We start from the raw sequence: 22,228 nt of genomic DNA on the forward strand, positions 1-22,228 counted from the left end.
AAGCCAGACGCCGGGCGCAGGGCAATCGAGTGAAGGACCAGAGTCCTCGCCCTCATGCCGGGGAGCCTTCACCCGATTGTCCCGACGCCGGGCGCGTCCGACATGGACGAAATGGAAAGCGGGAGGTATAAGGCCTCGTTCCGCGCGTCTGGGGGGATTGATCGGAGCCGAACTTCAACAATGATCCAGTTGAACAAGGTCTTCAAATTCTTCAGGACGGAGAGGCATACCAAGGTCGTCCTCGACCATGTGTCGACGGTCTTCGACACGAGCTATTCCTACGGGATCCTCGGCGTCAACGGCGCGGGAAAATCGACCACGCTGAAAGTCATCGCCGGCACTCAGCTGCCGAACTCGGGTCGGGTGATCCGGACCGTTCGCGTGTCTTGGCCGCTGGGCTTCGCGGGCGGGGTGCATCCGCAGCTGACGGGGAGGGAGAACGTACACTTCGTCGCGCGCGTCTATGGCGCCGACCCGCGCAAGGCGGCCGCCTTCGTCGAGGATTTCGCGGAGCTCGGGGACTATCTCGACGCGCCGGTCAGGACCTATTCCACCGGCATGGCGGCGAAGCTCAATTTCGGAATGTCGATGGCCATCGATTTCGACGTCTTTCTGATCGACGAGATCACCGGCGTCGGCGATGCGCGCTTTCAGAAGCGCTGCGCGGAAGTGTTCGCGGAGCGACGCAAGAACACGAGCGTGATCTTCGTGTCGCATTCCATGCACTCCGTGGCGCGATATTGCGACCGGGCGGGCGTGCTGGTCGATGGGCAGCTGCTGATGTTCGACACGGTCGGCAAGGCCGCCGAGTTCTATAATCGGATGAACAGATAGCGGGACGACATGAACGACGACGCGCCGAAGCCGCCGGAACTGCGCTCGCCCAATCCCATGGAGCGGGCGGAAGCCGTTTCGCGGTTCCTCGCGGACGCGGCGCGGCGCGCCCGCTTCTCCGCGCGCGTGCGCGGCGCCTACAAGGACAGCAGCTTCGCCGCGCGCCGCGGGGCGCGCGCGTTGCGCATCGTCTTCGTGGCCCTGTTCGTCGTTCTGGTCGCCGTCCCGAATGTCCTGAGCGTCGTCTATTACGGCTTCATCGCCTCCGATCAATATGTCGCGGAGGCCAGATTCACGGTGAGCGGCTCCGAGACGCCGCGGCCCGACGGAGGCGGCGCGATCGAGTTGCCGATGATGATGATCATGCAGGACACGCTGATCATCACCAATTTCCTCGAGAGCCGCACGCTGGTCGAGCAGCTCGAGCGACAGGTCGGTCTGCGTGCGGTCTACAGCGCGCCGTCCATCGATCGGTGGGCGCGGTTCGACGCGAGCAAGTCGATCGAGACCTTCGTCGACTATTGGGCGAAAATGGCCGAGGCGAAGATGGGCGTTCCCTCCGGTATCGTCACTCTCCGAGTGCGCGCCTTCTCGCCCGAGGACGCGCGACGGATTGCCGACGCCGTCATCGACGACTGCGACGAACTGATCAACAATCTCAACGAGCGCATGCGCGAGGACACCGTCAGAGCGTCGGAGCAGGACGTCGCCCTCGCCGTGGATCGTCTGAAGACGGCCTGGCTCGAACTGGAGCGGGCGCGCAACGACGAAGGCCTGATCAACGTCGATCTCGCGAGCAAGTCGCAGACCGACGTTCTGTCGGGCCTCGAGAGCGAACTGCTGGCGGCGCAGAAGGAATATCAGATCCGCAGCCACTACCTCGAGGAGTCGGCTCCGCAGCTGCGCGTGATGCGGCGGCGCATCGAGGCGCTGGAGAGCCAGGTCGCCGAGCGCAGGGCGCAGATGACGGCGCAGGAAAGCAGGGGCGTCGCCGCGCTCGCGCAGCGCACCCTGTCGGGCAAGATGACGAAATTCGCCAGTCTCGACCTCGAGCACAAGATCGCCGAAGCGCGCTACCAGGCGGCGACCGCGGCGCTCGACGCCGCGCGCCAGCTGAGCGCGAGAAAGATGCTTTATCTGCAAGTCATCGAATGGCCCGCGACGCCACAGGCGCCGCGCTATCCCCGGCGCGTTCTCTATATCGGTTTGATTTTCGTCGGAGCGCTGGCGCTCTGGGGCAGCTTGGTGGGGCTCATCACCTTCGTGCGCAATCACATGGCTTGAGCCTTTCGCGCGCCGCCGAGGGCGCCTCTCTCCGCTTCGTGAGCGGGGCCGCCGACCGCGAACGTCGCCACGGCTCGGCGATTCGGCGTCATGCCGAAAGTGCGCGCCGCCGTCGGATGCGTTATTTGTACCAACACTGGCTATGCTTTATAATTTTGAAATTGCGTGAGGTTCCATAGTTACTTACAATTTTTTTCTCCTTCCGTAACTGCCGTCACTGTCGAGCTCTGCGGGTTCCCCGTATCAGTCGGCTCCGGAGGTTTTTGAATGGCCGACTTACGGAAACGATTCGGACTACTCGTCGCGACTCACCGGCGGCGGCGCGGCATGACGCAGGAAGCTCTCGCCAAGGCCGCGAATCTCAGCCCCGACATGGTCGGAAAAATCGAGAGCGGCACGAGCGGCGCGCGATTTCCGGTGATCGAACGATTGGCGCATGCTCTGGACGTGGATCCCGCCGAGTTGTTCACGCCGGACTTGCCCAACGGATCGCTTCGGCGCGGGGTGTACGGCGAAATCGTCATCCATCTAGCAGGACTTTCAGAAGCCGAACTCAAGCGGGTTCTGCGCGTGCTCGAAGCCGTCGCGTCTTCGAATTGAACTGTTGCGCCGCCCGGCGGCGGAGGGCGCATGTCCTTCCAGTCGCCATCGGATCCGCCCGGCAAGCATAGCCGACGACGCCTCATCGAGCACACTTCTTGTATAATGTGAAAACACGTCATGTTATAATGTCGGGGCATTCTCCGTGCGCGGCGTTTTGTCACCCTTATGCGTCCCCGAAATCGGCCATGGGCCCACATATGTCCAGTAGAGGAAGCAATTCGAAGTGGACGAGGGGAGTATGGCAAAATCGTGCATATTGTGCGTAGACGATGGGATGAGGAAGGTCGTCGAGGGCTTGACGACTGAAGCAGGCCTCAGCGACATCGATTCGATAATCCTCAGCTATCTCATGCGTCATCAGGACACTTATATCGACGGCCACGAGCTGAAGATGATCATCATCGCCATGCTCGAAGAGCCGCCTGAAGTTATCGATATAATGGATAAAGTTCATGAATTGCGGCGCCGTCTCGTTTGCAGCTTGAGCGTCAATCTGATCGAATTCGATCCAGATCGAGGGTTTAAAATTTCGAATATGTGCAGTTTGTTACACAAGAGCTGAAGGCGGCCGTTCTGTTTCGTCAAAGTCGCAGGGGCGATCGCGCCGATGGTCGGCGCTCATTTGCTGGCTGGGCGGCCTCGTCGCGCGAGGGGCGTCGTCAATCCCGAAATCCAAAGCCCCGAACCGCCTGCGTGCGAACGATCGAAGGCGAAAGCCAGTAAATAGTTTACCGAAGCAAAATAGATCGGTAAACTAACTTTCAACTTTTCGCGTGCAATTGTCGTGCGCATGCGTCGACTTGTCGCAGACGTCCGGCTTGACCGAGGCCGGAAAGCTGCCGTCGCGGATTATGAATTTGGACCAAGGCCGATAGGGGGACGAATGAGCGAGTCGCCTTCCAGCAATGCTCACATGCTCGCGGATCGCTTGGAGTTCCTGACCTTGGGGGCGGCCGAATGCGACGCCATTCGAGCCTTGAAGCCGGTCATCGATCGCGAGCTTCCCGCCGCTCTCGACAAATTCTATGCAAAGGTCGGCATGTCTCCACACTTGGCGAACCTGTTCCGAGACGAATCCCACATGTCGCGCGCAAAGAGCGCACAGATCGGACATTGGGCGTCGCTCACCGCAGGGAAATTCGACGAGCATTACGCCGCAAAGGTGCAATCCGTAGGCGAGACGCACGCGCGTATCGGCCTCGAACCGCGCTGGTTCATCGGCGGCTACGCGCTCGTCATCGAACATCTGATCAAGGCTCTCATCGATGAATGGCGCCCGGACGGTTGGTTCAGTCTGCGAAAAAAACGATCCGAAAGGGTCGTGGACGGACTCGGCGCTCTGATGAAGGCGTTGATGTTGGACATGGACCTCGTCATTTCTGTCTACATCGAGGCCGTCGAACAGGCGCGGGTGCATGGAGAAGCGAAGACCAAGGAACAAGAGAGAAAATTCGTCGCGGCGACATTCGGCGCCGCGTTGAGTCGGCTCGCCGCCAAGGATCTCGCATTCCGAATGCGGGAAGACTTGCCTGAGAGTTATCATCGACTGCAAACGGACTTCAACGCCGTGCTCGAGCACCTCGACGCGACCATGAAGCGCGTCTCGTCGAGCGCCGAGGGAATACACACCGGCTCCAAGGAAATCTCGACGGCTTCGTCGGATCTCTCGCGGCGCAATGAGAAGCAGGCCGCAAATCTCGAAGAAACGGCCGCCGCCCTGAGTGAGATCACGACGACGGTGAGGAAGACCGCCGAGGATTCGGGTCGTGCGCAGACCATTGTCGCGACAGCCAAGAGCGCCGCGGAAAGCGGAGGCGCCATCGTTCAGCAGGCCGTGGCGGCGATGCACAAGATCGAGGACTCGTCGCGGCAGATAAACCAGATCATCAATGTGATCGACGAGATCGCGTTCCAGACCAACCTTCTCGCGCTCAATGCGGGCGTCGAGGCCGCGAGAGCAGGAGAGGCCGGACGCGGCTTTGCGGTCGTCGCCTCGGAGGTGAGGGCGCTGGCCCAACGTTCGGCCGGCGCCGCCAAGGAGATCAAAGCGCTCATTTCGGCGTCGTCCGCGCATGTCGGCGAGGGCGTCGATCTGGTGATTCGGACTGGCGAGGCTTTGGGGCGGATCGAGGCCGAAGTGACGGCGATCGATGGGGCGATAGCCAGCATCGCGGGCGGCGCGCAGGAGCAATCGATGGGGCTTCAGCAGCTCGACGAGGCTGTGAGACAGCTCGATCATGCAATACAGCAAAACGCCGCAATGTCGGAAGAACTCACCGCTTCCGCCCGTTCCCTGGCGCAGGAGGGCGAACAGATGGCGGAGCTGGTCCGCCGGTTCGAGATCAGCGACGGAGCGACCAAAGAACCGGTTCGGCGCATTCCGACGCGTGAACCGCCGGTAAGAGCCGTTCCCATGATTGCCGCTTCCACGCGCGGAGCCGCCGTCGCGCCGGCGGCTCCTCCCGAGCCGCGAGAAGGGTGAGAATTCTGAAGTCGAGCCCACACCCGGAACGATATCGAAATCATCCTGTGGAGCAGCGACCGCGACCCCCCATGCGTCGGTATTCCGAGGATCGAGACCGGTAGTCGTTGCTTCCCAGAGAGCCGAAGATGTCGATAGATGCCACTCGGATCAAACAACATCGCAATTATCACGTAATCGATGTCGTCACAAAATCCCTTTTTCGCTGGGCGTTATTCATCTTCATCACGATCATTTGCATATGTGTCTTCGGCGCCGCTTATAATTGGAGACAATTGTCGGCCGAGCGGACATTGACTCTCGCCAATTTCGACTATCAGCGCAATTTGGCGGGTTTGATCTCCAAGCTCGGGATCACGCAGAAGGAGATCGAAATCGACCTTTTTGAAATGCGGCGATTCCTGTTCGATCTCGCGACGACGCGTAACCAGGGCGATCGGCCCGGCGCCCTCGCCAGCGCAGAAAACATCAAAGCAAGACTGCTGTCCGACATCGGCGTCGCCAAACAATTGAGCGAAGCGCTCGACAGTCCGCGCAGCGTCACGGCTCTAGACGAAATAGAAAAGGAGATTCCGGCGCTGTGGCGTCTAGGGGTGGAGGCGGCCGAGGAACAGGTCGGCCGTGACAATTTCGGCAACGAACTCATGGCGGATTTCGATCGGCTCGCGGCGGAGATGCGGGCCAAAATCGAAAGGCTGAATTCACTCGGACAAACGGCGATCAACGCTCAGGAGCAACTGGCCGAATACACGAATTGGAAAATCGACTGGATCCGTACGAATTCGGCGATGAACGGCGTCTTCACGACCCTTTCGACGGTGCTCGCATGCGTGTTCGGCGTCGGCGCCGTATGGGGGTGGGTCACCTATCCACTCGAACAAATCACCAGAGCCCTGCGCAATCTCGCCCAAGGGAATACCGATCAGGCGATCGAGGGCACGCATCGTTCGGACGAAATCGGCGATCTCGCACGTGCGTACAGCGAGTTTCGCAAAATCATCCTCGAGCGCATGGAGGCGCAACAAAGAATCGCCGAGCAACAGGCGATCGTGGAGCATGAGCAGCGTCAAACCTCCATTCTCGCGAAGCGATTCGACGCAGCGCTCAGCAATATGCCTCTTGGTCTGATCATGCTGAATCGCCGACGTCGCGTCCTCGTGGCAAACGCGAAATTCGGTGAGTTGCTGGGCGTCGCCCCCCGTGACCTCAAAGCGGGGACGGCATTGCCGGAGCTGTTGCGCCGCGCCGTTCGGTCCGGTTCGCTCGCCTCGAAACGCGCCGATCGGGTCGGCGAGGCATTCGACGCATTCTCGACGAGTCGGAAGACAGAAGAGCTCCGCCTCGAAGTGAATTCCGAACGTGTCCTCGAATTTTCCTTCCATCCGATCGTCGACGGCGGAACTCTGATCCTCTTGGAGGACGTCTCCGAGCAGCACGAGGCCGAAGCCGCAATTCATCGTTTGGCTTGGTTCGACCCGCTGACAGGCCTTCCCAATAGGCGATGGCTCTGCGATGCGGTCGAAAAGATGCTCGCCGGAACGAAACCCGGCGTGCCGTTCGCGCTCCATTTCATCGACCTCGATCACTTCAAACAAATTAACGACACGCAAGGTCACGGCTCGGGCGATGAACTCTTGCGCCGCGTCGCCGATCGTCTGAGGTCCATCGTCCGCGACGTCGACTGGGTGGGGCGTCTCGGCGGCGACGAATTCGTCGTCCTTCAAAGAGAGGTCTCGCGCCAAGACCAGATCGAATCGCTCGCCGAGAGAATCGTCCACTCGTTCCGAGAGCCCTTCCAGCTCGCCGAACGCGAGATACGTGTCACCGCCAGCGTCGGCGTCTCCAAATCGGGCCGCAAGGGGATCGACAAAGAAACTCTTTTGCGCAACGCCGATACGGCGCTGTATCGCGCGAAGGCCGCCGGCCGCAACACGTGGCGTTCTTTCCGGTCCGAAATGTACGCGGAAATCGCGGCGCGCCGGTCCGTCGAGGAGGAACTGCGGCAGGCTCTATGCGAGAGGGCTTTCGACGTCCATTTTCAACCGATATTGCAAGCTGTGAGCGGTGAGATATCCGCCTTCGAAGCGCTTGCTCGCTGGCGCAGACCCCGGCGTCGTCTGGCGTCTCCCGCCGAATTCGTTCCCCTCGTCGAAGAAATGGGCCTCATCGCCGAATTCGGAGAACTGATCATGGCCAAGGCATGCGAGGCGTGCGCCAAGTGGCCGAGCCACATCAGAGTCGCCGTGAATGTGTCGGCGCTGCAATTCAAGCAAGGAGATATCATCTCCTCGGTCGAAAGGTCGCTGCGAGAATCCGGCTTGTCCGCCGATAGGCTCGAGATCGAGATCACCGAGAACGCATTGGTTCAGGATCAGGAGCGCGTCAGGGTGACGCTCCAGCAATTGCGCCGGATGGGCGTGACGATCTCGCTCGACGATTTCGGAACCGGCTATTCGAGCTTGAGCTACCTGAACTACTTCCCGCTCGATCGTATCAAGATCGACCGATCGTTTCTGCGCGAGGCCGAGACGAATGGCGGCTCTCTGACCCTTCTGCGGGGCATGCTGCGAATGAGCCACGACCTGGGTCTCCGCGTGATCGTGGAGGGTGTGGAGAAAAGTTATCAGCTTCAACTCGTAAGGGACGAATGGCCGCGGGCCGAGGTGCAAGGTTTCCTGTTCAGCCCGGCGGTGCCCGCCGACCGTGTCCGTGTCTTGCTCTCTTCTGTTCGCGTTGCGGCGTGAGCCGGGATCGCGGCCGGAGGCTTTCGGGACCGCCATCGCGATCGATGTCCGCCGTCCAGGCTGGAGCCCCGGTCTCGACGTGGGGCTTCAACTTTTGTGTCCGATGCTTTATCACCGACGCCCCAACGCCGCGGGAAGAATGGGCGAGGCGAGAGCCAACGCTCGCCGTCCGATGATGACGAACGATAGAGAGGCCAGATGCGCGCCGAGCCGCTAGCGCTGAAAGAGCAGATCGAGCAGTCCATGGGACTGCTGAGGAGGCATCTTTGACGTCGAGACCGCGACCCGCCGTCTCGCCGAACTGAACGCCCGCGTCGAGGACCCGGCCCTCTGGAACGACGCCGACGCTGCACAGAAGATCATGCGCGAGCGCACCGGGCTCGAGGGGCGGCTCGGCGCCATCACGCGCCTCGAGCGCGACCTCGAGGACGCGCTGACGCTCGTCGAACTCGGAGAATCGGAGAATGACGAGGCCACCGAGAAGGAAGGCGTCGCCCAGCTCGAGGCGGTGCTGAAAGAGGCGCGCGAGCGCCAGATCGAGGCGCTGTTCTCGGGCGAGGCCGATGGCAACGACACTTTCATCGAAGTGCATTCGGGCGCCGGCGGCACCGAGAGCTGCGATTGGGCGCGCATGCTGTTCCGCATGTACGCCCGATGGGCCGAGCGCAAGAAATTCAAGGTCGAGGTGATCGAGGAGACGGCCGGCGAAGAGGCGGGCATCAAATCGGGCACGCTGCTCGTCAAGGGCGGGAACGCCCATGGCTGGGCCAAGACCGAATCGGGCGTGCATCGGCTCGTGCGCATCTCGCCTTTCGATTCGAACGCCCGGCGGCACACGAGCTTCGCCTCGGTCTGGGTCTATCCGGTCGTCGATGACCGCATCGACATCGAGGTCAACGAATCCGACTGCCGCATCGACACTTATCGTTCCTCGGGCGCGGGCGGACAGCACGTCAACACGACCGATTCGGCGATCCGCATCACCCATATTCCGACCGGCATCGTCGTCGCCTGCCAAGCGGAGCGGTCGCAGCACAAGAACCGCGCCACCGCCTGGAACATGCTGCGCGCGCGGCTCTACGAGATGGAGCTCGAGAAGCGCGAGGCGGAGGCCAATGCGATGGAGGCGTCGAAGACCGACATCGGCTGGGGTCATCAGATCCGCAGCTATGTGCTGCAGCCCTATCAGCTGGTGAAGGATCTGCGCACCGGCCACACCTCCGGCACGCCCTCGGAAGTGCTGGACGGCGAGCTCGACGACTTCATGCAGGCGTCGCTCGCGCAGCGCGTGCTCGGCGGCGGCCCGGAGAAGGTGGAGGACGTGGAGTAGGGCGGACGGCGCGGCGCCTTCTTCCGCATCGTACGGCTCATGGACTTCGGGGCCGAGGGATGTCGCGGGCGGCGACATCCCAGAACGTGGCAGGACGGCCCCGCGCACATGAGCGTGCGCCAGTGAATACGCGGGCGGCGACATCCCAGAACGTGGCAGGACGGCCCCAACCCTCCGCCCGTGTCGGCGACACGGCGTTCTCTACGGCGTCACCTATAGCCGGCGGGATGGGTATCGGTTCAAATAGGTCCGATGCTCACTGAGCGGAGGGAGCGGCGCTCTCGGCCGATGCTCCCGCGTCGGCGATCGTCGCGAGCTGTTCGGACGCCTTGGGCGCGGCGTCCCCGGCCATGCGTATCTTGCCGAGCAGGCCCTTGCGCTTCGCCTCGTGGTAAAAGCCCGTCGAGTAGAGCCTGATGGCGCGGGAAATATCGCCCTCGGCGACACGATAGGCGTTGGCGAGATAAGCGACGCCGTAATTGAGATTGGTCTCGGCGTCGAGAAGGCCCTTGGCCGGTCCGTTGTAGCCGACGCCGCGCGCCGTCGCATAGCTGATCTGCATCAGGCCCCAATAGGGTCCGTGCTTGGCGGCGGGATTGTAATTGCTCTCGCGGCGCACCGCCGCATGAATGAGAGATTCCGGAATGTCGTAGGCCATGGCCTTGCGCGTTATGCTCGCCTCGAGCTTCTGGCGCGGCGTGAGGGTGATGGGCTCCGGCGGCGGAACGGGCTCGTCCGGCGCCTTGGCGACGAATCCCCTGTCCTGCACCGCGCTGCTGCAGCCTGCGAGCGCGACGATCCCGAGCGCCGCTGCCGCGTGAATCGCTTGTTTCATTCTGGGCCCTCCCTTCAGCGCAACCCTAACCGCCGAGCCGACGATTGTCGACTGGGGCGATCGCCGAAAGGAAAGAGGCGCAGCGCGTCGCCACGCATGACGACATCTTCCTATTTTATCTATAAACTTCAATCTATTACATAGATATCTTGAGAGGAAGGGCGGCCCCTTCTCCCCACTCGTGGGAGAAGGCAGCCTCGCGAAGCGGGGTCGGATGAGGGCCGATGACGCGCCCGCATGTAAGAAAAAAGAGCGACGCCGGCTCGCTCGAGTCGACTTGATTTCCTGCGAACCGCAGCAACCCTCGTCCGACCCGGCTTGCGCCGGGCCACCTTCTCCCGCGAGCGGGAGAAGGAAGCGCCCTTCCTTTCTTCTGCGCGGCCTCGAAAGAGCCGTCCTCACCCCGCGCGCTGCTCGATCTCCTCCATATCCTCGTCCGAGAGGCCGAAATGATGGCCGATCTCATGCACGAGGACGTGGGTGATCACCTCTTGCAGAGTGTCCTCGCCGTCGGCCCAATAATCGAGGATCGGGCGGCGGTAGAGCCAGATCATGTTCGGCGGCTCGCCGGTGCGCGACACGGCCTCGCGTTGCGCGAGGCCCTGGCCGCGGAAGAGGCCCAACAGATCGAACTCCGTCTCGCACTCCATCTCCTCGAGCACGTCCTCGTCGGGGAAATCCTCGACATGGATCACGAGCCCCTCGCACAGGCGCGTGAAGCGCGACGGCAGCGAGGCGAAGGCGGCGTCGGCCAGCACCTCGAGGTCCTCGAGCGTGGGAGCCCGCAGCTGGGCGAGAGCGCTGTCGTCGAGCGGGGCCATGGCGCTATCTCCAGTTGCGCACGTCGACGAAATGGCCGGCGACCGCCGCCGCCGCCGCCATGGCGGGCGACATCAGATGCGTGCGGCCCTTGAAGCCTTGGCGGCCCTCGAAATTGCGGTTCGAGGTCGAGGCGCAACGCTCGCCGGGCGCGAGGCGATCCGGATTCATCGCGAGGCACATGGAGCAGCCGGGCTCACGCCATTCGAAGCCGGCGGCGACGAAAATCCTGTCGAGCCCCTCGGCCTCGGCCTGCGCCTTGACGAGCCCGGAGCCGGGGACGACGATGGCGTTGACCCGCTCATTGATCCTCTTGCCCGCGATCATCGCCGCGGCGGCGCGCAAATCCTCGATGCGGCCATTGGTGCAGGAGCCGATGAACACGCGGTCGATGGCGATGTCGCTCGCCTTCTCGCCGCCCTTCAAACCCATATACTCCAGCGCCCGCGCGATCGCCGTGCGCTTGGCCGGATTGGCGGCGCTGTCCGGCGTCGGCACCGCGCCGGTGATCGGAATCACATCCTCGGGCGAGGTGCCCCAGGTGAGGGTCGGCGGCAGGTTCGCCGCGTCGAGCACGATCTCGCGGTCGTAATGCGCGCCCTCGTCGGTGCGCAGCGTGTCCCAATAGCGGCGCGCCGCGTCGAAGACCTCGCCCTTCGGCGCCTTCGGCCGGCCGCGCAGATAGTCGTAGGTCTTCTCGTCCGGCGCGACGAGGCCGGCGCGCGCGCCGCCTTCGATCGACATGTTGCAGACGGTCATGCGGCCTTCGATCGAAAGGTCGCGGATCGCCTCGCCTGCATATTCGATCACATGGCTGGTGCCGCCGGCCGTGCCGATCTCGCCGATGATGGCGAGGATGATGTCCTTGGCGGTCGCGCCTTCGGCGAGCTTGCCCTCGACGCGCACCAGCATATTGGCGGCCTTCTTCTGGATCAGCGTCTGCGTCGCCAGAACATGCTCGACCTCCGACGTGCCGATGCCATGGGCGAGCGCGCCGAAAGCGCCATGCGTCGAGGTATGGCTGTCGCCGCAGACGATGGTCGAGCCGGGAAGCGTGAAACCCTGCTCGGGCCCGACGATATGGACGACGCCCTGCCGAGTATCGTGCTCATTATAATATTCGACGCCGAATTCGGCGGCGTTCACGGCGAGCTGCTCGACCTGCGCCTTGCTCTCCGGATCCTCGATCGGCTTGGAGCGGTCGGTCGTCGGCACATTGTGGTCGACGACGGCGAGCGTGCGCTCGGGCGAGCGCAGCTTGCGGCCGGCGACGCGCAGCCCCTCGAACGCCTGCGGGCTCGTCACCTCATGGATGAGATGGCGGTCGATATAGATGAGGCACGCCCCGTCCTCCTGCCGATGGACGACATGATCGTCCCATATCTTGTCGTAGAGGGTGCGCGGGCGTCCGGTCATCGTTCTTCTTCCTCGCGGCGCGAGAGGCGGTCGCCTGAGCGGTTCCGGCCTCTCGCGAAATCGTCGTATTGTCGGGTCCGGTTCTACCCGCAACACGGGCGGCTTGGAATATCTAATCTCGGCGTCGCCGAAGCGGGAGGCTCACCGACGTGACACGGTTTTCGACGCCGCCGCCGGCCGATGTTTCGGCGGCCGTCGCGCGCCTGCTGGAGGACCGCTCGCGCCGAGAACTGGCCGAGCGCGCCGCGCGCATCTCCGCGATCTATCGGGCGGAAGGCCGCACGGCGCAGGCGATCGCGGACGAGACCGACGCGCTCGCCTATGCGTTGACGCGGCTTCCGGCGACCTATGCCGCGACCATCGACGCGTTCGGCCGCCTCGCCGAGCAGGCGCCGGAATTTCGCCCGCGCCGCATGCTCGATCTCGGCGCCGGGCTCGGGACCGCGAGCTTCGCCGCGAGCGAAGCGTGGCCCGAAATCGAAGATTTCACGCTCGTCGACCGCAGCCGCGCCTTTCTCGAGACCGCGCGACGGCTCGCCGCAAGCGGGGTCGGCGCGCTCGCGCGGGCGCGGCTTCTCGAAGCCGATCTCCTCTCTCCGCCCGCGCTCGAGCCTTTCGATCTCGTCGTGGCGAGCTATGCGCTGACCGAAATCGCCGAGGACGCGCTTCCGGGGGTCGTCGACGCCGCCTGGGCCGCGTGCCGCGGCGCGCTGGTCGTCGTCGAGCCGGGGACGCCGCGCGACTATCGCCGGCTGATGGCCGCGCGTGCGCGGCTCGTCGCGGCCGGCGCGCGCATTCTCGCGCCCTGCCCGCATGCGGCGCCCTGTCCGATCGCGCCGCCCGACTGGTGTCATTTCTCCGTGCGGCTCGCCCGCTCGCGCGATCACAGACTGGCGAAAAGCGCGGACGCGCCCTTCGAGGACGAGAAATTCGCCTATCTCGTCGCCGCGCGCGAAAGCCTCGCCGCCGGGCCCGCCGCGGCGCGGGCGCTCGCGCGGCCCGCGGCCCTCAAGCATGGGTTAAGGATAAAGCTTTGCACGAAGGCCGGAATCGAAGAAGCTGTGTTCGAAAAGCGCGATAAGCGCAGATTCGGTCCTATAAAGAAAAAGGGCTGGGGCGACGCGCTCGTCCTGGAGGAAAGGCCGGCCGAGCCATGACCATGCAGCGCCCGAGGGTCGCTCCCTATCTCACCGTTACGCCGGCCGCCGGCGCGATCGCCTTCTACACGGCCGCTTTCGGCGCGCAGCAGCGCGCGCTGATGCCGTCGGTCGACGGGCTGCGCATCGCCCATTGCGAGCTCACGATCAATGGCGGCTCGGTGATGCTCGCCGACGCTTTCCCCGAATTCGGCCACGCCCGCACGCCGCTGCCGGGCGAGCAGGTGACCGTATCGATCAGCCTCGAATATGAGAAGGCCAAGGACGTCGACGAGATCGTCGCGCGCGCCGGCCAGCTCGGCGCCAAGATCGAGACGCAGCCGACCAATTCCTTCTGGGGCACGCGCTATGCCGCGCTGCGCGATCCCTTCGGCCACAGATGGATCTTCAACGCGCCGCTCGACGCCTCGCCGACGAGCTGAGCCGCGACGACGCTCGTGACCGACCCGCTCTCCGCCGCCTTCGACGCCGCCCGCGCCGCCTTTGCGGCCGAGGAAGTTCCCGTCGGCGCGGCGGTGGCGCGCAATGGCGCGATCATCGCGGTCGCCGGCAACCGCACGCTGCGCGATCGCGATCCGACCGCCCATGCGGAGATGCTCGCCATTCGCGCCGCCTGCGCGGCGCTCGGGACCGAGCGGCTCGCGGATTGCGATCTCTATGTCACGCTCGAGCCCTGCGCCATGTGCGCGGCGGCGATCTCCTTCGCGCGCATTCGCCGGCTCTATTTCGCCGCCGAGGACCCCAAGGGGGGCGGCGTCGAGCATGGCGCGCGGTTCTTCTCGCAGAAGACCTGCCATCACGCGCCGGAGGTCTACGGCGGATTGCGCGAACGCGAGGCGGTCGAGCTGCTGCGCGCCTTTTTTCAGGCGAGGCGCTGAAGCGAAAGCCGCGCCGCCGCGCGGCGCAAACCATCGGCCACTTGCTCGCGGCAGGCGTCGCCGGCGGCGAAGATATGCTTGGCCTTGAACAGATCGAGCGCGAGATATTGGGTGACCGCCGGCGAGACGAGCACGTCCGGCGGCTGCTCGGCGAGCATGCGCGCGCTGATGGCGTTCATCATGATCTGGCTCGCGACGATGATCGTCTCGAAAGGGGAAGGGGGCCGGCCCCGCTCGCGCCCATTGCTCGAGCCCGAGACGTCGACCGCGACGATGATGTCGGCGCGCCCGGCGAGATGATTATAGGGAAGCGGATTCACGAGGCCGCCGTCGAGGAGATAGCTGTCGCCATAGGCGACCGGCCGCACGAGGCCCGGTATCGCCATGGAGCCGGCGACCGCCGTCCACAGCGGGCCCGACGAGAGAACCGCCTCGCGGCGCAGGCGGAAATCCGTCGCGACGGCGAGGAAAGGGATCGACAGCTCCTCGAAGGTCGGCGGAATCCCCTGCGGCCAGAAGGCGTCGAGGAAACGCTCGGCGTCGAGGAGCGCCGGATGGGCGAAATCGGAGAAGGTGCGCGCGCGCCGGCGGGCCCGCGAGCGCAGCAGCCGGCGCGCGAGGCGCATACGGTTGCGGAACAGCTCTTCGGCATAGCCGCGCAGCTCGGCGCCGGAAAAGCCCGCCGCATAGGCGGCGCCGACGATGGCGCCGATCGACGTGCCGGCGATGGCGCAGGGGCGCACGCCCAATTCGTCGAGCGCCTCCAGCACGGCGATATGGGCGAGGCCGCGCGCTCCGCCGCCGCCGAGCGCTACTGCGACGCTGAAGCCGAAGGCGTTTCCCGTCCCTGGTTCCATGGGAGACGATCAACAATAAAGTTCGCCGAAGCGCAATCTCCGACGCTGCGTCCGGGGCGGAGCCGCCAGAGCGTAGGCGTTTCTCTCCCTCCCATGCCTTGTTTTGGAATCTTTCCACAGTATTTATTATGAGGCATGGGTGAGAGACCGTGGCGTGCGATTTGCGTCGTCTCCGCACTCCGGCGGCTCGATGTCGGGATGTCGACAACGAGCTGCTGGAAAAATTGGAACCGGTCGGGTAAGCTACTGAAATCACAGCTAGTTTACAACCTTTCCAAACTAGGTGCGGAGATGATCGTCTGCTCTTGCAACGTGCTCTCGGACGGGCAGGTCCGCGAGCTCCTCGGAAGAAGATCGGATCGGCCGAGCGTCGGAGCGGTCTTTCGCCACATGGGATGCGAGCCGCGTTGCGGAAAATGCGCGCGAAACATCAGCGCGATCGTCGATCAGCACGCGTCCTCGCTCTCGGATCATTGCAGCGGCGCCGGCGAATGCGATAATTGTCGCGCAGACGAATTGGCGGCGTAGTTTGATCCGCACGACGATTGGAAAGGGGCTGTCATGCGCGGCGACGCGAAATTGATCGAATATCTGAATCGTGGCGTCCGCGCCGAGCTCACCGCGATCAACCAATATTGGCTGCACTATCGCATCCTCGACAATTGGGGCTTCAAGGAGCTCGGCAAGAAGTGGCGCGCCGAATCCATCGAGGAGATGGAGCACGCCGATCATTTCGTGCATCGCATCCTGTTCCTCGAAGGCTTTCCCAACATGCAGAGCCTCGATCCGCTGCGCATCGGCCAGTCGGTCGAGGAGATCATCCGTCTCGATCTCGCCACCGAGGTCGACGCCCGGGCGCTCTATCTCGAGGCGGCCGATTACGCGATCTCGATCCAGGACCGCGTCTCCAAGCTGCTGTTCGAGGACGTCGTGAAGAGCGAAGAGCGTCACATCGACTTTCTGGAGACGCAGCTCGAGCTGATCAAGCAGCTCGGCGTCCAGCTCTATTCGCAAAAGCACGTCGGCGATCTCTCCTGATCCGCTGTCGCTGCTGCGACCGACGCTTTCTTCGCTCGCAATGAGGACGCCGATGTTAGGTGGCGCCGCTGTGCTGGGGCTCCGCGGAGGGAAGGCGCCCCGCGGCGCGCCAGTCGCCGGCGAGGCGGGCGACGCCGAGCGACAACAGCGTTCCGGCGAAAGCGAAACCGGCCATGGCCAGATAGGCGTGCTCGCCCGTCGCAGCGTAGAGCGGACCCGACAGCAGCGTGAACAGACTATTGCCTCCGGCGACCGCTGCGGCGAGCCATGCCTGCGCTTGCGCCTGACGCTCCTTGCCGCCGAGCGCGGCCAGCAGATAGGCCGGCCCGATCTGAACCGCCGCGCATGAGGCGCCGTGCAGCGCCTGGGCGAAGAAGATTCCGGCGGGGGGCGGGTCGAGGGACATCAGCATCCATCGCAACACAGCGGCGACTCCGCCGGCCACGAGGAAGGAAACGGCCCGCGCCTCGCCGCCGAACCAGCGGCCCGCCATCAGAAAGGCCGCGACCTCCGTGGCCAGAGCGACGACCCAGGCGAAGGCGACGAAAGTGTCGCTATGGCCCATCTGCTTCCAATGCAGCGCGCCGAAGGCGTTGACCATGGAATGCGAGCTCTGGACGAGCGTCGCCGCCGCGATGAGGAGGATGACGAGGCCAGGCCGTTCGATCGGAGCGCTGCGGCGCAGCGCGCAGCTCGGCGCCGCACGGCCGAGCCCGATGAGCGCGGCGAGGCTCCACAAACAGGCGAGAGCGCCGACGCCGGTGAGCAGCCAGATGATGTCCTCGGCCGGAAGCGCGCCGGCGATCGGCCCGCTCGCCGCGAGGAATACGAGGATCGACACGGACCCCCAGCCGCGCACCCAGGAATAATGCAGCTGAGGCAGCCCGGCCTCGCGCCGACGCCGCGCTTCGGCGAAGCTGATGCCGTCGGCGAGCGGCGCGATCGGCCCCTGCGCGAGCGCGACCATGGCGACCGCGCAGAGAATGGCGGCAAAGCCGTGGGAGAGACCTGTGACGGCGTAGCCGGCGGCGATGCCGGCGGCGCAGGCGACGAGCAGCGGCCCGTGATCGCCGCGCCGATCCGCACGGCGCGAGGCGACCAGGGTCGAGCCGATGCGGATCACCGGCTGCACGGCGAGAATGGCGGCGATCTGCAGAGCGTCGAGCCCGCGCCCGGACAGCCAGATCGAGAAGAACGGCAACTGCACGCCGACGATGGCGTAGATCGCCGCGAACAACAGGGACAGGCGCAGCTCGGCGTGGCGATCGTCCGCATGCTCGATCGTCGCCGCGGCGTCGCGGCCTTGCGTCTCCGACAATATTCACTCCATCGCCGCTGCTTTGAGAATGACGACCATCGTCGCCTGAGCCGTGGTCGCGCCGACGTTGCGGATCACATGCGGACGGTCGCAGCGATAGCGCAAGGTTTCGCCCGCTCGCACGACGGCCCGCGCTCCGGCCACCTCGACCTCGAGCTCGCCCTCCCGCGACGACAGGCTCTCGACCGAACCGCGCTGATGCGCCTCCGACTCCAGCATGCCGCCGGGATCGGCGGAGAACTCATAGCATTGCAGCCATTCTACGGTTTTAATCCAGCCGATTATGGCCAACCGGCATTTTCCGTCGTCGGAGACGAGGATCGGCGTATCGGATTTGCTCGTCTTCTCCAAAAAGGGCTCGTCCTCGGTGGTCTGGAGGACGCGCTCGATCGATACGTCGAGCGCCTGGGCGAGGCGCCAGATCGTCGCGAGCGTCGGATTGGTCTCGTTGCGCTCGATCTGGCTGATGATCGACTTGGCGACTCCCGACTGCTGCGAGAGCTCGGACAGTGATAAATTATAGGCCTTCCGCAGCCGCTGGACAGTCGCACCGAGCTGCCCGGTCAATGCCAGCGCTCCAGCCTCGAGAATTTTCTGCCTGTCGCGGCCTTCGACGCCCATGCGGGTCTCCTCGAGTGGACCGGAAAGATATTCGAAGGCGTTCGAAATATCGAACGAGAATTTCACGCCGGGCCGAGGCCGCCGCCGTGGGCGGGGCGACTGTCATCGTCACGCAACAAGAATCTGGTGGGAAGACGCGGCGGCGAAGGGCGGCATCAGAAGAGGCGACGCGTCGAAATGACCGCAACGGATCCATCGGCCGACTCCCGAGAAGCCCGGCGCTTCCGGACCTTGTTCCTGTCGGACCTCCACCTCGGCACGCGCGGGCTGCAGGCCGAGCTTCTGCTCGACTTCCTCAAGCATCACGACGCCGACACGATCTATCTCGTCGGCGACATCGTCGACGGCTGGCGGCTGAAGAACGGCTGGTATTGGCCGCAGTCGCACAACGACGTGGTGCAGAAGCTGCTGCGCAAGGCGCGCAAGGGCGCGCGCGTCGTCTATGTGCCCGGCAATCATGACGAGTTCGCCCGCGACTATGCGGGCATGGTGTTCGGCGGCGTCGAGGTGACCGAGACCGATATTCACGAGACCGCCGACGGCAAGAAGATGCTCGTCATCCATGGCGATCAGTTCGACATCGTCGTGCGCCACGCCCGCTGGCTCGCTTTCCTGGGCGATTGGGCCTATGAGCTGGCGCTGTTCCTCAACATCTGGAACAATCGCATCCGCCGCCTGTTCGGCGTCGGCTACTGGTCCTTCTCGGCCTGGGCGAAACTGAAGGTCAAGAAAGCGGTGAACTTCATCGGCGATTTCGAGGAGACGCTGGCCACGGAGGCGGCGCGGCGCGGGGTCGACGGCGTCGTCTGCGGCCATATCCATCACGCGACGATCCGCCGGATCGGCGACACGCTCTATGTCAACACGGGCGATTTCGTCGAGAGCTGCACCGCTGTGGCCGAGCATTCGGACGGAAGCTTCGAGATCATCCACTGGCAGAAGACGGCGCGGGAGCAGCACGCCGCGGCGGAAGACGCGAATGTGGCCGCGCCGGCGAGGGCCGCCGCCTGATGCGAATTCTGATCGCGACGGACGCGTGGCGTCCGCAAGTCAATGGCGTCGTGCGTTCCCTCGAGGCGATGGCGGGCGCGGCGAGCGCGCTCGGAGCGACGATCGAATTCCTGACGCCGCAGGATTTCGCCTCGTTTCCGATGCCGACCTATCCCGAGATCCGGCTCGCTCTGGCGTGGCCGGGCGCGGTGGCGCGCCGCCTCGCGCAAGGCTATGAGCATGTCCATATCGCGACCGAGGGGCCGGTCGGGCTCGCGACGCGCGCCTGCTGCCGGCGCGAGGGCCGCCGCTTCACCACCAGCTATCACACGCGCTTCCCCGAATATATTCACGCCCGCTCCCGCCTGCCCGTCGGCGTGACCTATGCGCTGCTGCGCCGCTTCCACAACAGCGGCTCGGGGACCATGGTCTCGACGCAGACGCTGGCGCAGGAGCTCGCGGGACGCGGCTTCCGCCGGCTGATGCGCTGGTCGCGCGGCGTCGACCACGAGCTGTTCAATCCCGCCGCCGCGGCCGATCTCGGCCTGCCGCGGCCGATCTTTCTCTACGCCGGGCGTCTCGCCGTGGAGAAGAATGTCGAGGCCTTTCTCTCGCTCGACCTGCCGGGGACGAAGCTGGTCGTCGGCGACGGGCCCGCGCGCGCCGCCCTCGAGGCGGCCTTTCCGGCGGCGCGCTTCGTTGGCATGAAGACCGGCGCGGAGCTGGCGATGGTCTATGCGAGCTCCGACGTCTTCGTATTCCCGAGCCGCACCGACACTTTTGGAATGGTGCTGCTCGAGGCGATGGCCTGCGGCCTGCCGGTGGCGGCCTTTCCGGTCGCCGGCCCGCTCGATGTCGTCGGCAGTGGCGCCGGGGTGCTGAGCGAGGATCTCCAGGCGGCCTGTCTCGCGGCGGCGCAGGCGCCGCGCTCCGTTCCTCGCGAACATGCGCTGACCTTCACCTGGGAAGCGAGCGCGCGCCAGTTCCTCGACAATGTCGCCGCCGCGCACCAGGCCGGCGAGGCGGAGCTCCAGGCGGCCGCCCCCGGCAAGACGGCCTCAGCCGAACAGCCGAAGCTTTTCGTGCGGGGAGAGATGATCAAGCCGTGACAGCGCCGCAAGGCGCGGGTCGAGGACGATCACATCGGCCCGGACTTCTTCCGCCTGCGGCTGTAGAGTCCCCGTCGCACGCGCCTCGGCGGCGAAATCCTCGGACCATTCGGCCTCGTCGCGCGCGGCGTCTTCGGCGATGACGAAATGCTCCTCCGCGCGAGCAGCGGTCTCGATCTCCGGATTTGCGGGGACCGGCGTCTCCTCGCGCGACGCGGCTGCGGCGTAAGCGGCGAATTGCTCCGCCAGCGCATCCGCCTGCGCGCAGAATTTTCCGTCGAGTCCGCCGGCGCGCAGGGTCTGCGCGAATTCACGCGCCCGTTCCGCGAGGCGTTGCGGCAAGCGCCAGTCGCCGCCCGGCTCGGCCGCAGGCGCCGCCTGCCGGTCTTCGACGCGCGCGGCGACGTAACGCTCCAGCCGGTCGACCGCCTGCACGAGCCGCTCGGTCTCCGCGGCCCGCTGGCGCCTCGCATATTCGAGCAGAAACCAGCGCCCGCGCACGGTCTCCATCACCGCGGCTTCGATTCTGTCATAATCTTCCGGGTAGAGCCCGGTGGGCGGAGCCGGTAGGTTCATGACTGTCCTCGCGAAGCCGGCGCTGCGAATCGGCGCCCGCTCAGCAAAGGCGCGGATCGCGTCTTATGCAAGCCTTATTCGCGCAAAATCGGCGGGACTGCGCCGTCGCCGGAGGAAAGGAGCGGAGCAATGAGTTTTTCGGCGGAGGAGATCGAGCGCTACGCGCGACATATCGTGCTGCGCGACGTGGGCGGGCCGGGCCAGCAGCGGCTGAAGGCGGCGCGCGTGCTCGTCATCGGCGCCGGCGGGCTCGGCGCGCCGCTGCTGCAATATCTCGCCGCGGCCGGCGTCGGCGTGCTGGGCGTCGCGGACGACGACGAGGTCTCGCTGTCCAATCTGCAGCGGCAGGTGATCCATGGATCGATGGATGTCGGCCGCCTCAAGGTGGAGAGCGCGCAGGACGCGCTGGAGCGGCTCAATCCCAATGTCCTCGTCGAGCCGCATGCGCTGCGCGTGACACAGCACGACGCGCGCGCCCTCGTCGCCGACTATGACATCGTCGCCGACGGCTCCGACAATTTCGCGACGCGCTATGTCGTCTCGGACGCATGCTTCCACGAGAAGAAGCCGCTCGTCACCGCAGCGGTCGGCGGCTTCGACGCCTCCCTGACCACTTTGCGTCCCTTCGAGGCCGGCGCCGACGGAACGCCAAATCCCACCTATCGCTGCCTGTTTCCCGCGCCGCCGCCGCCGGGCGCCGTGCCGAGCTGCGAGGAGGCGGGCGTGCTCGGCGCGCTCACCGGAATCGTCGGCGCCATGATGGCTCTGGAGGTCATTCGCGAGATCGTGGGATTCGGCGAGGGGCTCGTCGGGCGGCTGCTGCTCGTCGACGCGCGCATGATGCGCTTCGAAACCTTGCGCTACGCCTATGATCCGGACAATCCGCTCTCGGGCGTCACAGCGCCGCGATGACCGCGATCTCGACCTTATAGGCCGGCGCGACGAGCCTCGCCTCGACGGTGGCGCGCGCGGGCGGAGCGTTCTTGTCGACCCAGGCGTCCCAGACCGAATTCATCTCGGCGAAGGTCGCGATGTCGGCGAGATAGATCGTGGCCGAGAGAATCTTGGCCTTCTCGCTGCCGGCTTCGTTCAGAATTGTATCGACGAGGCCGAGAATCTCGCGCGTCTGCTCGGCGACGGAGCCGCCCTTGGCCGCCTCGGCCACCTGGCCGGCCGTGTAGATCACGCCGCCATGGACGACGGCCTTGCTCATGCGCGCTCCGGCGCCGATCCGCTTGATGGACATTCTCGCTCCATTCGTTCGATCCGCGGGAGGCATAGGCCGGGGCGGCGTTCCGAGCAAGGGCGCTTCGCCGTCGCGCCCGCGCCACGCGGGG

General features: G+C 65.0%; 24 protein-coding genes. 15 read left to right on the forward strand and 9 right to left on the reverse strand.

What is annotated here, in order from left to right; translation table 11 throughout:
- Positions 1 to 180 precede the first annotated feature (180 nt).
- The 5 genes from AC6IW9_RS08465 (at position 181) to AC6IW9_RS08485 (ending at position 5,203) form a co-directional block, all read left to right on the forward strand.
- Entirely contained in the window at positions 181 to 834 is a 654-nt protein-coding gene (locus AC6IW9_RS08465) for an ABC transporter ATP-binding protein (protein WP_497771367.1), read from the forward strand.
- A gap of 9 nt (positions 835 to 843) precedes the next feature.
- Positions 844 to 2,118, forward strand: coding sequence for a KpsE/RkpR family capsule polysaccharide export protein (locus AC6IW9_RS08470; RefSeq protein WP_497771369.1), 1,275 nt, complete (start codon positions 844 to 846; stop codon positions 2,116 to 2,118).
- 267 nt (positions 2,119 to 2,385) lie between these two features.
- Positions 2,386 to 2,718: a helix-turn-helix domain-containing protein gene (locus AC6IW9_RS08475; protein WP_497771372.1), complete on the forward strand. Its 333-nt coding sequence runs from the start codon at positions 2,386 to 2,388 to the stop codon at positions 2,716 to 2,718.
- A gap of 277 nt (positions 2,719 to 2,995) precedes the next feature.
- Positions 2,996 to 3,283, forward strand: a complete 288-nt coding sequence (locus tag AC6IW9_RS08480; RefSeq protein ID WP_497771375.1) for a hypothetical protein — start codon at positions 2,996 to 2,998, stop codon at positions 3,281 to 3,283.
- Between the two features lie 321 nt (positions 3,284 to 3,604).
- Positions 3,605 to 5,203, forward strand: a complete 1,599-nt coding sequence (locus AC6IW9_RS08485) for a methyl-accepting chemotaxis protein (RefSeq protein WP_497771378.1) — start codon at positions 3,605 to 3,607, stop codon at positions 5,201 to 5,203.
- 212 nt (positions 5,204 to 5,415) lie between these two features.
- Here AC6IW9_RS08485 and AC6IW9_RS08490 read toward each other — a convergent pair whose 3' ends face one another.
- Positions 5,416 to 5,712, reverse strand: coding sequence for a hypothetical protein (locus AC6IW9_RS08490; protein WP_497771381.1), 297 nt, complete (start codon positions 5,710 to 5,712; stop codon positions 5,416 to 5,418).
- Between AC6IW9_RS08490 and AC6IW9_RS08495 the strand changes: the two genes are divergently transcribed.
- Both AC6IW9_RS08495 and prfB read left to right on the forward strand, forming a co-directional pair.
- Positions 5,713 to 7,947, forward strand: coding sequence for a putative bifunctional diguanylate cyclase/phosphodiesterase (locus tag AC6IW9_RS08495; RefSeq protein ID WP_497771384.1), 2,235 nt, complete (start codon positions 5,713 to 5,715; stop codon positions 7,945 to 7,947).
- Between the two features lie 198 nt (positions 7,948 to 8,145).
- A protein-coding gene (gene prfB / locus AC6IW9_RS08500) for a peptide chain release factor 2 (RefSeq protein ID WP_497771387.1) occupies positions 8,146 to 9,277 on the forward strand; the annotation gives its coding sequence in 2 pieces (ribosomal slippage) (positions 8,146 to 8,214 and positions 8,216 to 9,277; 1,131 coding nt in all).
- 256 nt (positions 9,278 to 9,533) lie between these two features.
- Here the strand turns inward: prfB and AC6IW9_RS08505 are convergent.
- The 3 genes from AC6IW9_RS08505 to leuC form a co-directional block, all read right to left on the reverse strand.
- Positions 9,534 to 10,112 carry a transglycosylase SLT domain-containing protein gene (locus AC6IW9_RS08505; RefSeq protein ID WP_497771390.1) on the reverse strand — a complete coding sequence of 193 codons (579 nt, stop codon included), beginning with the start codon at positions 10,110 to 10,112 and terminating at the stop codon, positions 9,534 to 9,536.
- Between the two features lie 398 nt (positions 10,113 to 10,510).
- Positions 10,511 to 10,933, reverse strand: coding sequence for a metallopeptidase family protein (locus AC6IW9_RS08510; RefSeq protein ID WP_497771393.1), 423 nt, complete (start codon positions 10,931 to 10,933; stop codon positions 10,511 to 10,513).
- Positions 10,934 to 10,937: 4 nt separating this feature from the next.
- Complete coding sequence (leuC, locus tag AC6IW9_RS08515; protein ID WP_497771395.1) at positions 10,938 to 12,347, reverse strand: 3-isopropylmalate dehydratase large subunit; 1,410 nt, start codon at positions 12,345 to 12,347, stop codon at positions 10,938 to 10,940.
- Positions 12,348 to 12,496: 149 nt separating this feature from the next.
- Between leuC and AC6IW9_RS08520 the strand changes: the two genes are divergently transcribed.
- The 3 genes from AC6IW9_RS08520 to AC6IW9_RS08530 are packed head-to-tail and all read left to right on the forward strand — an operon-like array spanning position 12,497 to position 14,382.
- Entirely contained in the window at positions 12,497 to 13,504 is a 1,008-nt protein-coding gene (locus tag AC6IW9_RS08520) for a small ribosomal subunit Rsm22 family protein (protein ID WP_497771398.1), read from the forward strand.
- Complete coding sequence (locus AC6IW9_RS08525) at positions 13,501 to 13,926, forward strand: VOC family protein (RefSeq protein WP_497771400.1); 426 nt, start codon at positions 13,501 to 13,503, stop codon at positions 13,924 to 13,926. The genes AC6IW9_RS08520 and AC6IW9_RS08525 overlap by 4 nt, the downstream gene beginning before the upstream one ends.
- A gap of 15 nt (positions 13,927 to 13,941) precedes the next feature.
- Positions 13,942 to 14,382 carry a nucleoside deaminase gene (locus AC6IW9_RS08530; RefSeq protein ID WP_497771402.1) on the forward strand — a complete coding sequence of 147 codons (441 nt, stop codon included), beginning with the start codon at positions 13,942 to 13,944 and terminating at the stop codon, positions 14,380 to 14,382.
- Here the strand turns inward: AC6IW9_RS08530 and AC6IW9_RS08535 are convergent.
- Complete coding sequence (locus tag AC6IW9_RS08535) at positions 14,367 to 15,239, reverse strand: patatin-like phospholipase family protein (RefSeq protein ID WP_497771405.1); 873 nt, start codon at positions 15,237 to 15,239, stop codon at positions 14,367 to 14,369. The two genes, AC6IW9_RS08530 and AC6IW9_RS08535, sit on opposite strands and share 16 nt — an antisense overlap.
- A gap of 291 nt (positions 15,240 to 15,530) precedes the next feature.
- Here AC6IW9_RS08535 and AC6IW9_RS08540 point away from each other — a divergent pair, with 291 nt between their 5' ends.
- Positions 15,531 to 15,767 carry a (2Fe-2S)-binding protein gene (locus AC6IW9_RS08540; protein ID WP_497772474.1) on the forward strand — a complete coding sequence of 79 codons (237 nt, stop codon included), beginning with the start codon at positions 15,531 to 15,533 and terminating at the stop codon, positions 15,765 to 15,767.
- Positions 15,768 to 15,800: 33 nt separating this feature from the next.
- Positions 15,801 to 16,277, forward strand: a complete 477-nt coding sequence (gene bfr, locus AC6IW9_RS08545) for a bacterioferritin (protein WP_497771408.1) — start codon at positions 15,801 to 15,803, stop codon at positions 16,275 to 16,277.
- Positions 16,278 to 16,332: 55 nt separating this feature from the next.
- On the opposite strand, the gene AC6IW9_RS08550 is transcribed toward bfr, so the two are convergent.
- A complete protein-coding gene (locus tag AC6IW9_RS08550; protein ID WP_497771411.1) occupies positions 16,333 to 17,595 on the reverse strand; it encodes an MFS transporter in 1,263 nt (420 codons plus the stop codon).
- Between the two features lie 3 nt (positions 17,596 to 17,598).
- The gene (locus AC6IW9_RS08555; RefSeq protein WP_497772475.1) at positions 17,599 to 18,216 is read right to left on the reverse strand and encodes a helix-turn-helix domain-containing protein; all 618 of its coding nucleotides are present in this window, start codon (positions 18,214 to 18,216) and stop codon (positions 17,599 to 17,601) included.
- Between the two features lie 177 nt (positions 18,217 to 18,393).
- On the opposite strand from AC6IW9_RS08555, the gene AC6IW9_RS08560 reads away from it, so the two are divergent.
- Together AC6IW9_RS08560 and AC6IW9_RS08565 are read left to right on the forward strand one after the other, a co-directional pair.
- Positions 18,394 to 19,227, forward strand: coding sequence for a UDP-2,3-diacylglucosamine diphosphatase (locus tag AC6IW9_RS08560; RefSeq protein WP_497771413.1), 834 nt, complete (start codon positions 18,394 to 18,396; stop codon positions 19,225 to 19,227).
- Positions 19,227 to 20,315: a glycosyltransferase family 4 protein gene (locus tag AC6IW9_RS08565; protein ID WP_497771416.1), complete on the forward strand. Its 1,089-nt coding sequence runs from the start codon at positions 19,227 to 19,229 to the stop codon at positions 20,313 to 20,315. Before AC6IW9_RS08560 ends, AC6IW9_RS08565 begins: the two co-directional genes overlap by 1 nt.
- Here AC6IW9_RS08565 and AC6IW9_RS08570 read toward each other — a convergent pair.
- The gene (locus AC6IW9_RS08570; protein WP_497771419.1) at positions 20,265 to 20,891 is read right to left on the reverse strand and encodes a hypothetical protein; all 627 of its coding nucleotides are present in this window, start codon (positions 20,889 to 20,891) and stop codon (positions 20,265 to 20,267) included. The genes AC6IW9_RS08565 and AC6IW9_RS08570 overlap by 51 nt on opposite strands.
- Positions 20,892 to 21,020: 129 nt before the next feature.
- On the opposite strand from AC6IW9_RS08570, the gene AC6IW9_RS08575 reads away from it, so the two are divergent.
- Complete coding sequence (locus AC6IW9_RS08575) at positions 21,021 to 21,803, forward strand: HesA/MoeB/ThiF family protein (RefSeq protein ID WP_497771422.1); 783 nt, start codon at positions 21,021 to 21,023, stop codon at positions 21,801 to 21,803.
- Here the strand turns inward: AC6IW9_RS08575 and AC6IW9_RS08580 are convergent.
- Entirely contained in the window at positions 21,787 to 22,137 is a 351-nt protein-coding gene (locus tag AC6IW9_RS08580) for a RidA family protein (protein ID WP_497771424.1), read from the reverse strand. The genes AC6IW9_RS08575 and AC6IW9_RS08580 overlap by 17 nt on opposite strands.
- Positions 22,138 to 22,228: the final 91 nt, after the last annotated feature.

This window comes from Methylosinus sp. shoA (genome assembly GCF_059718125.1).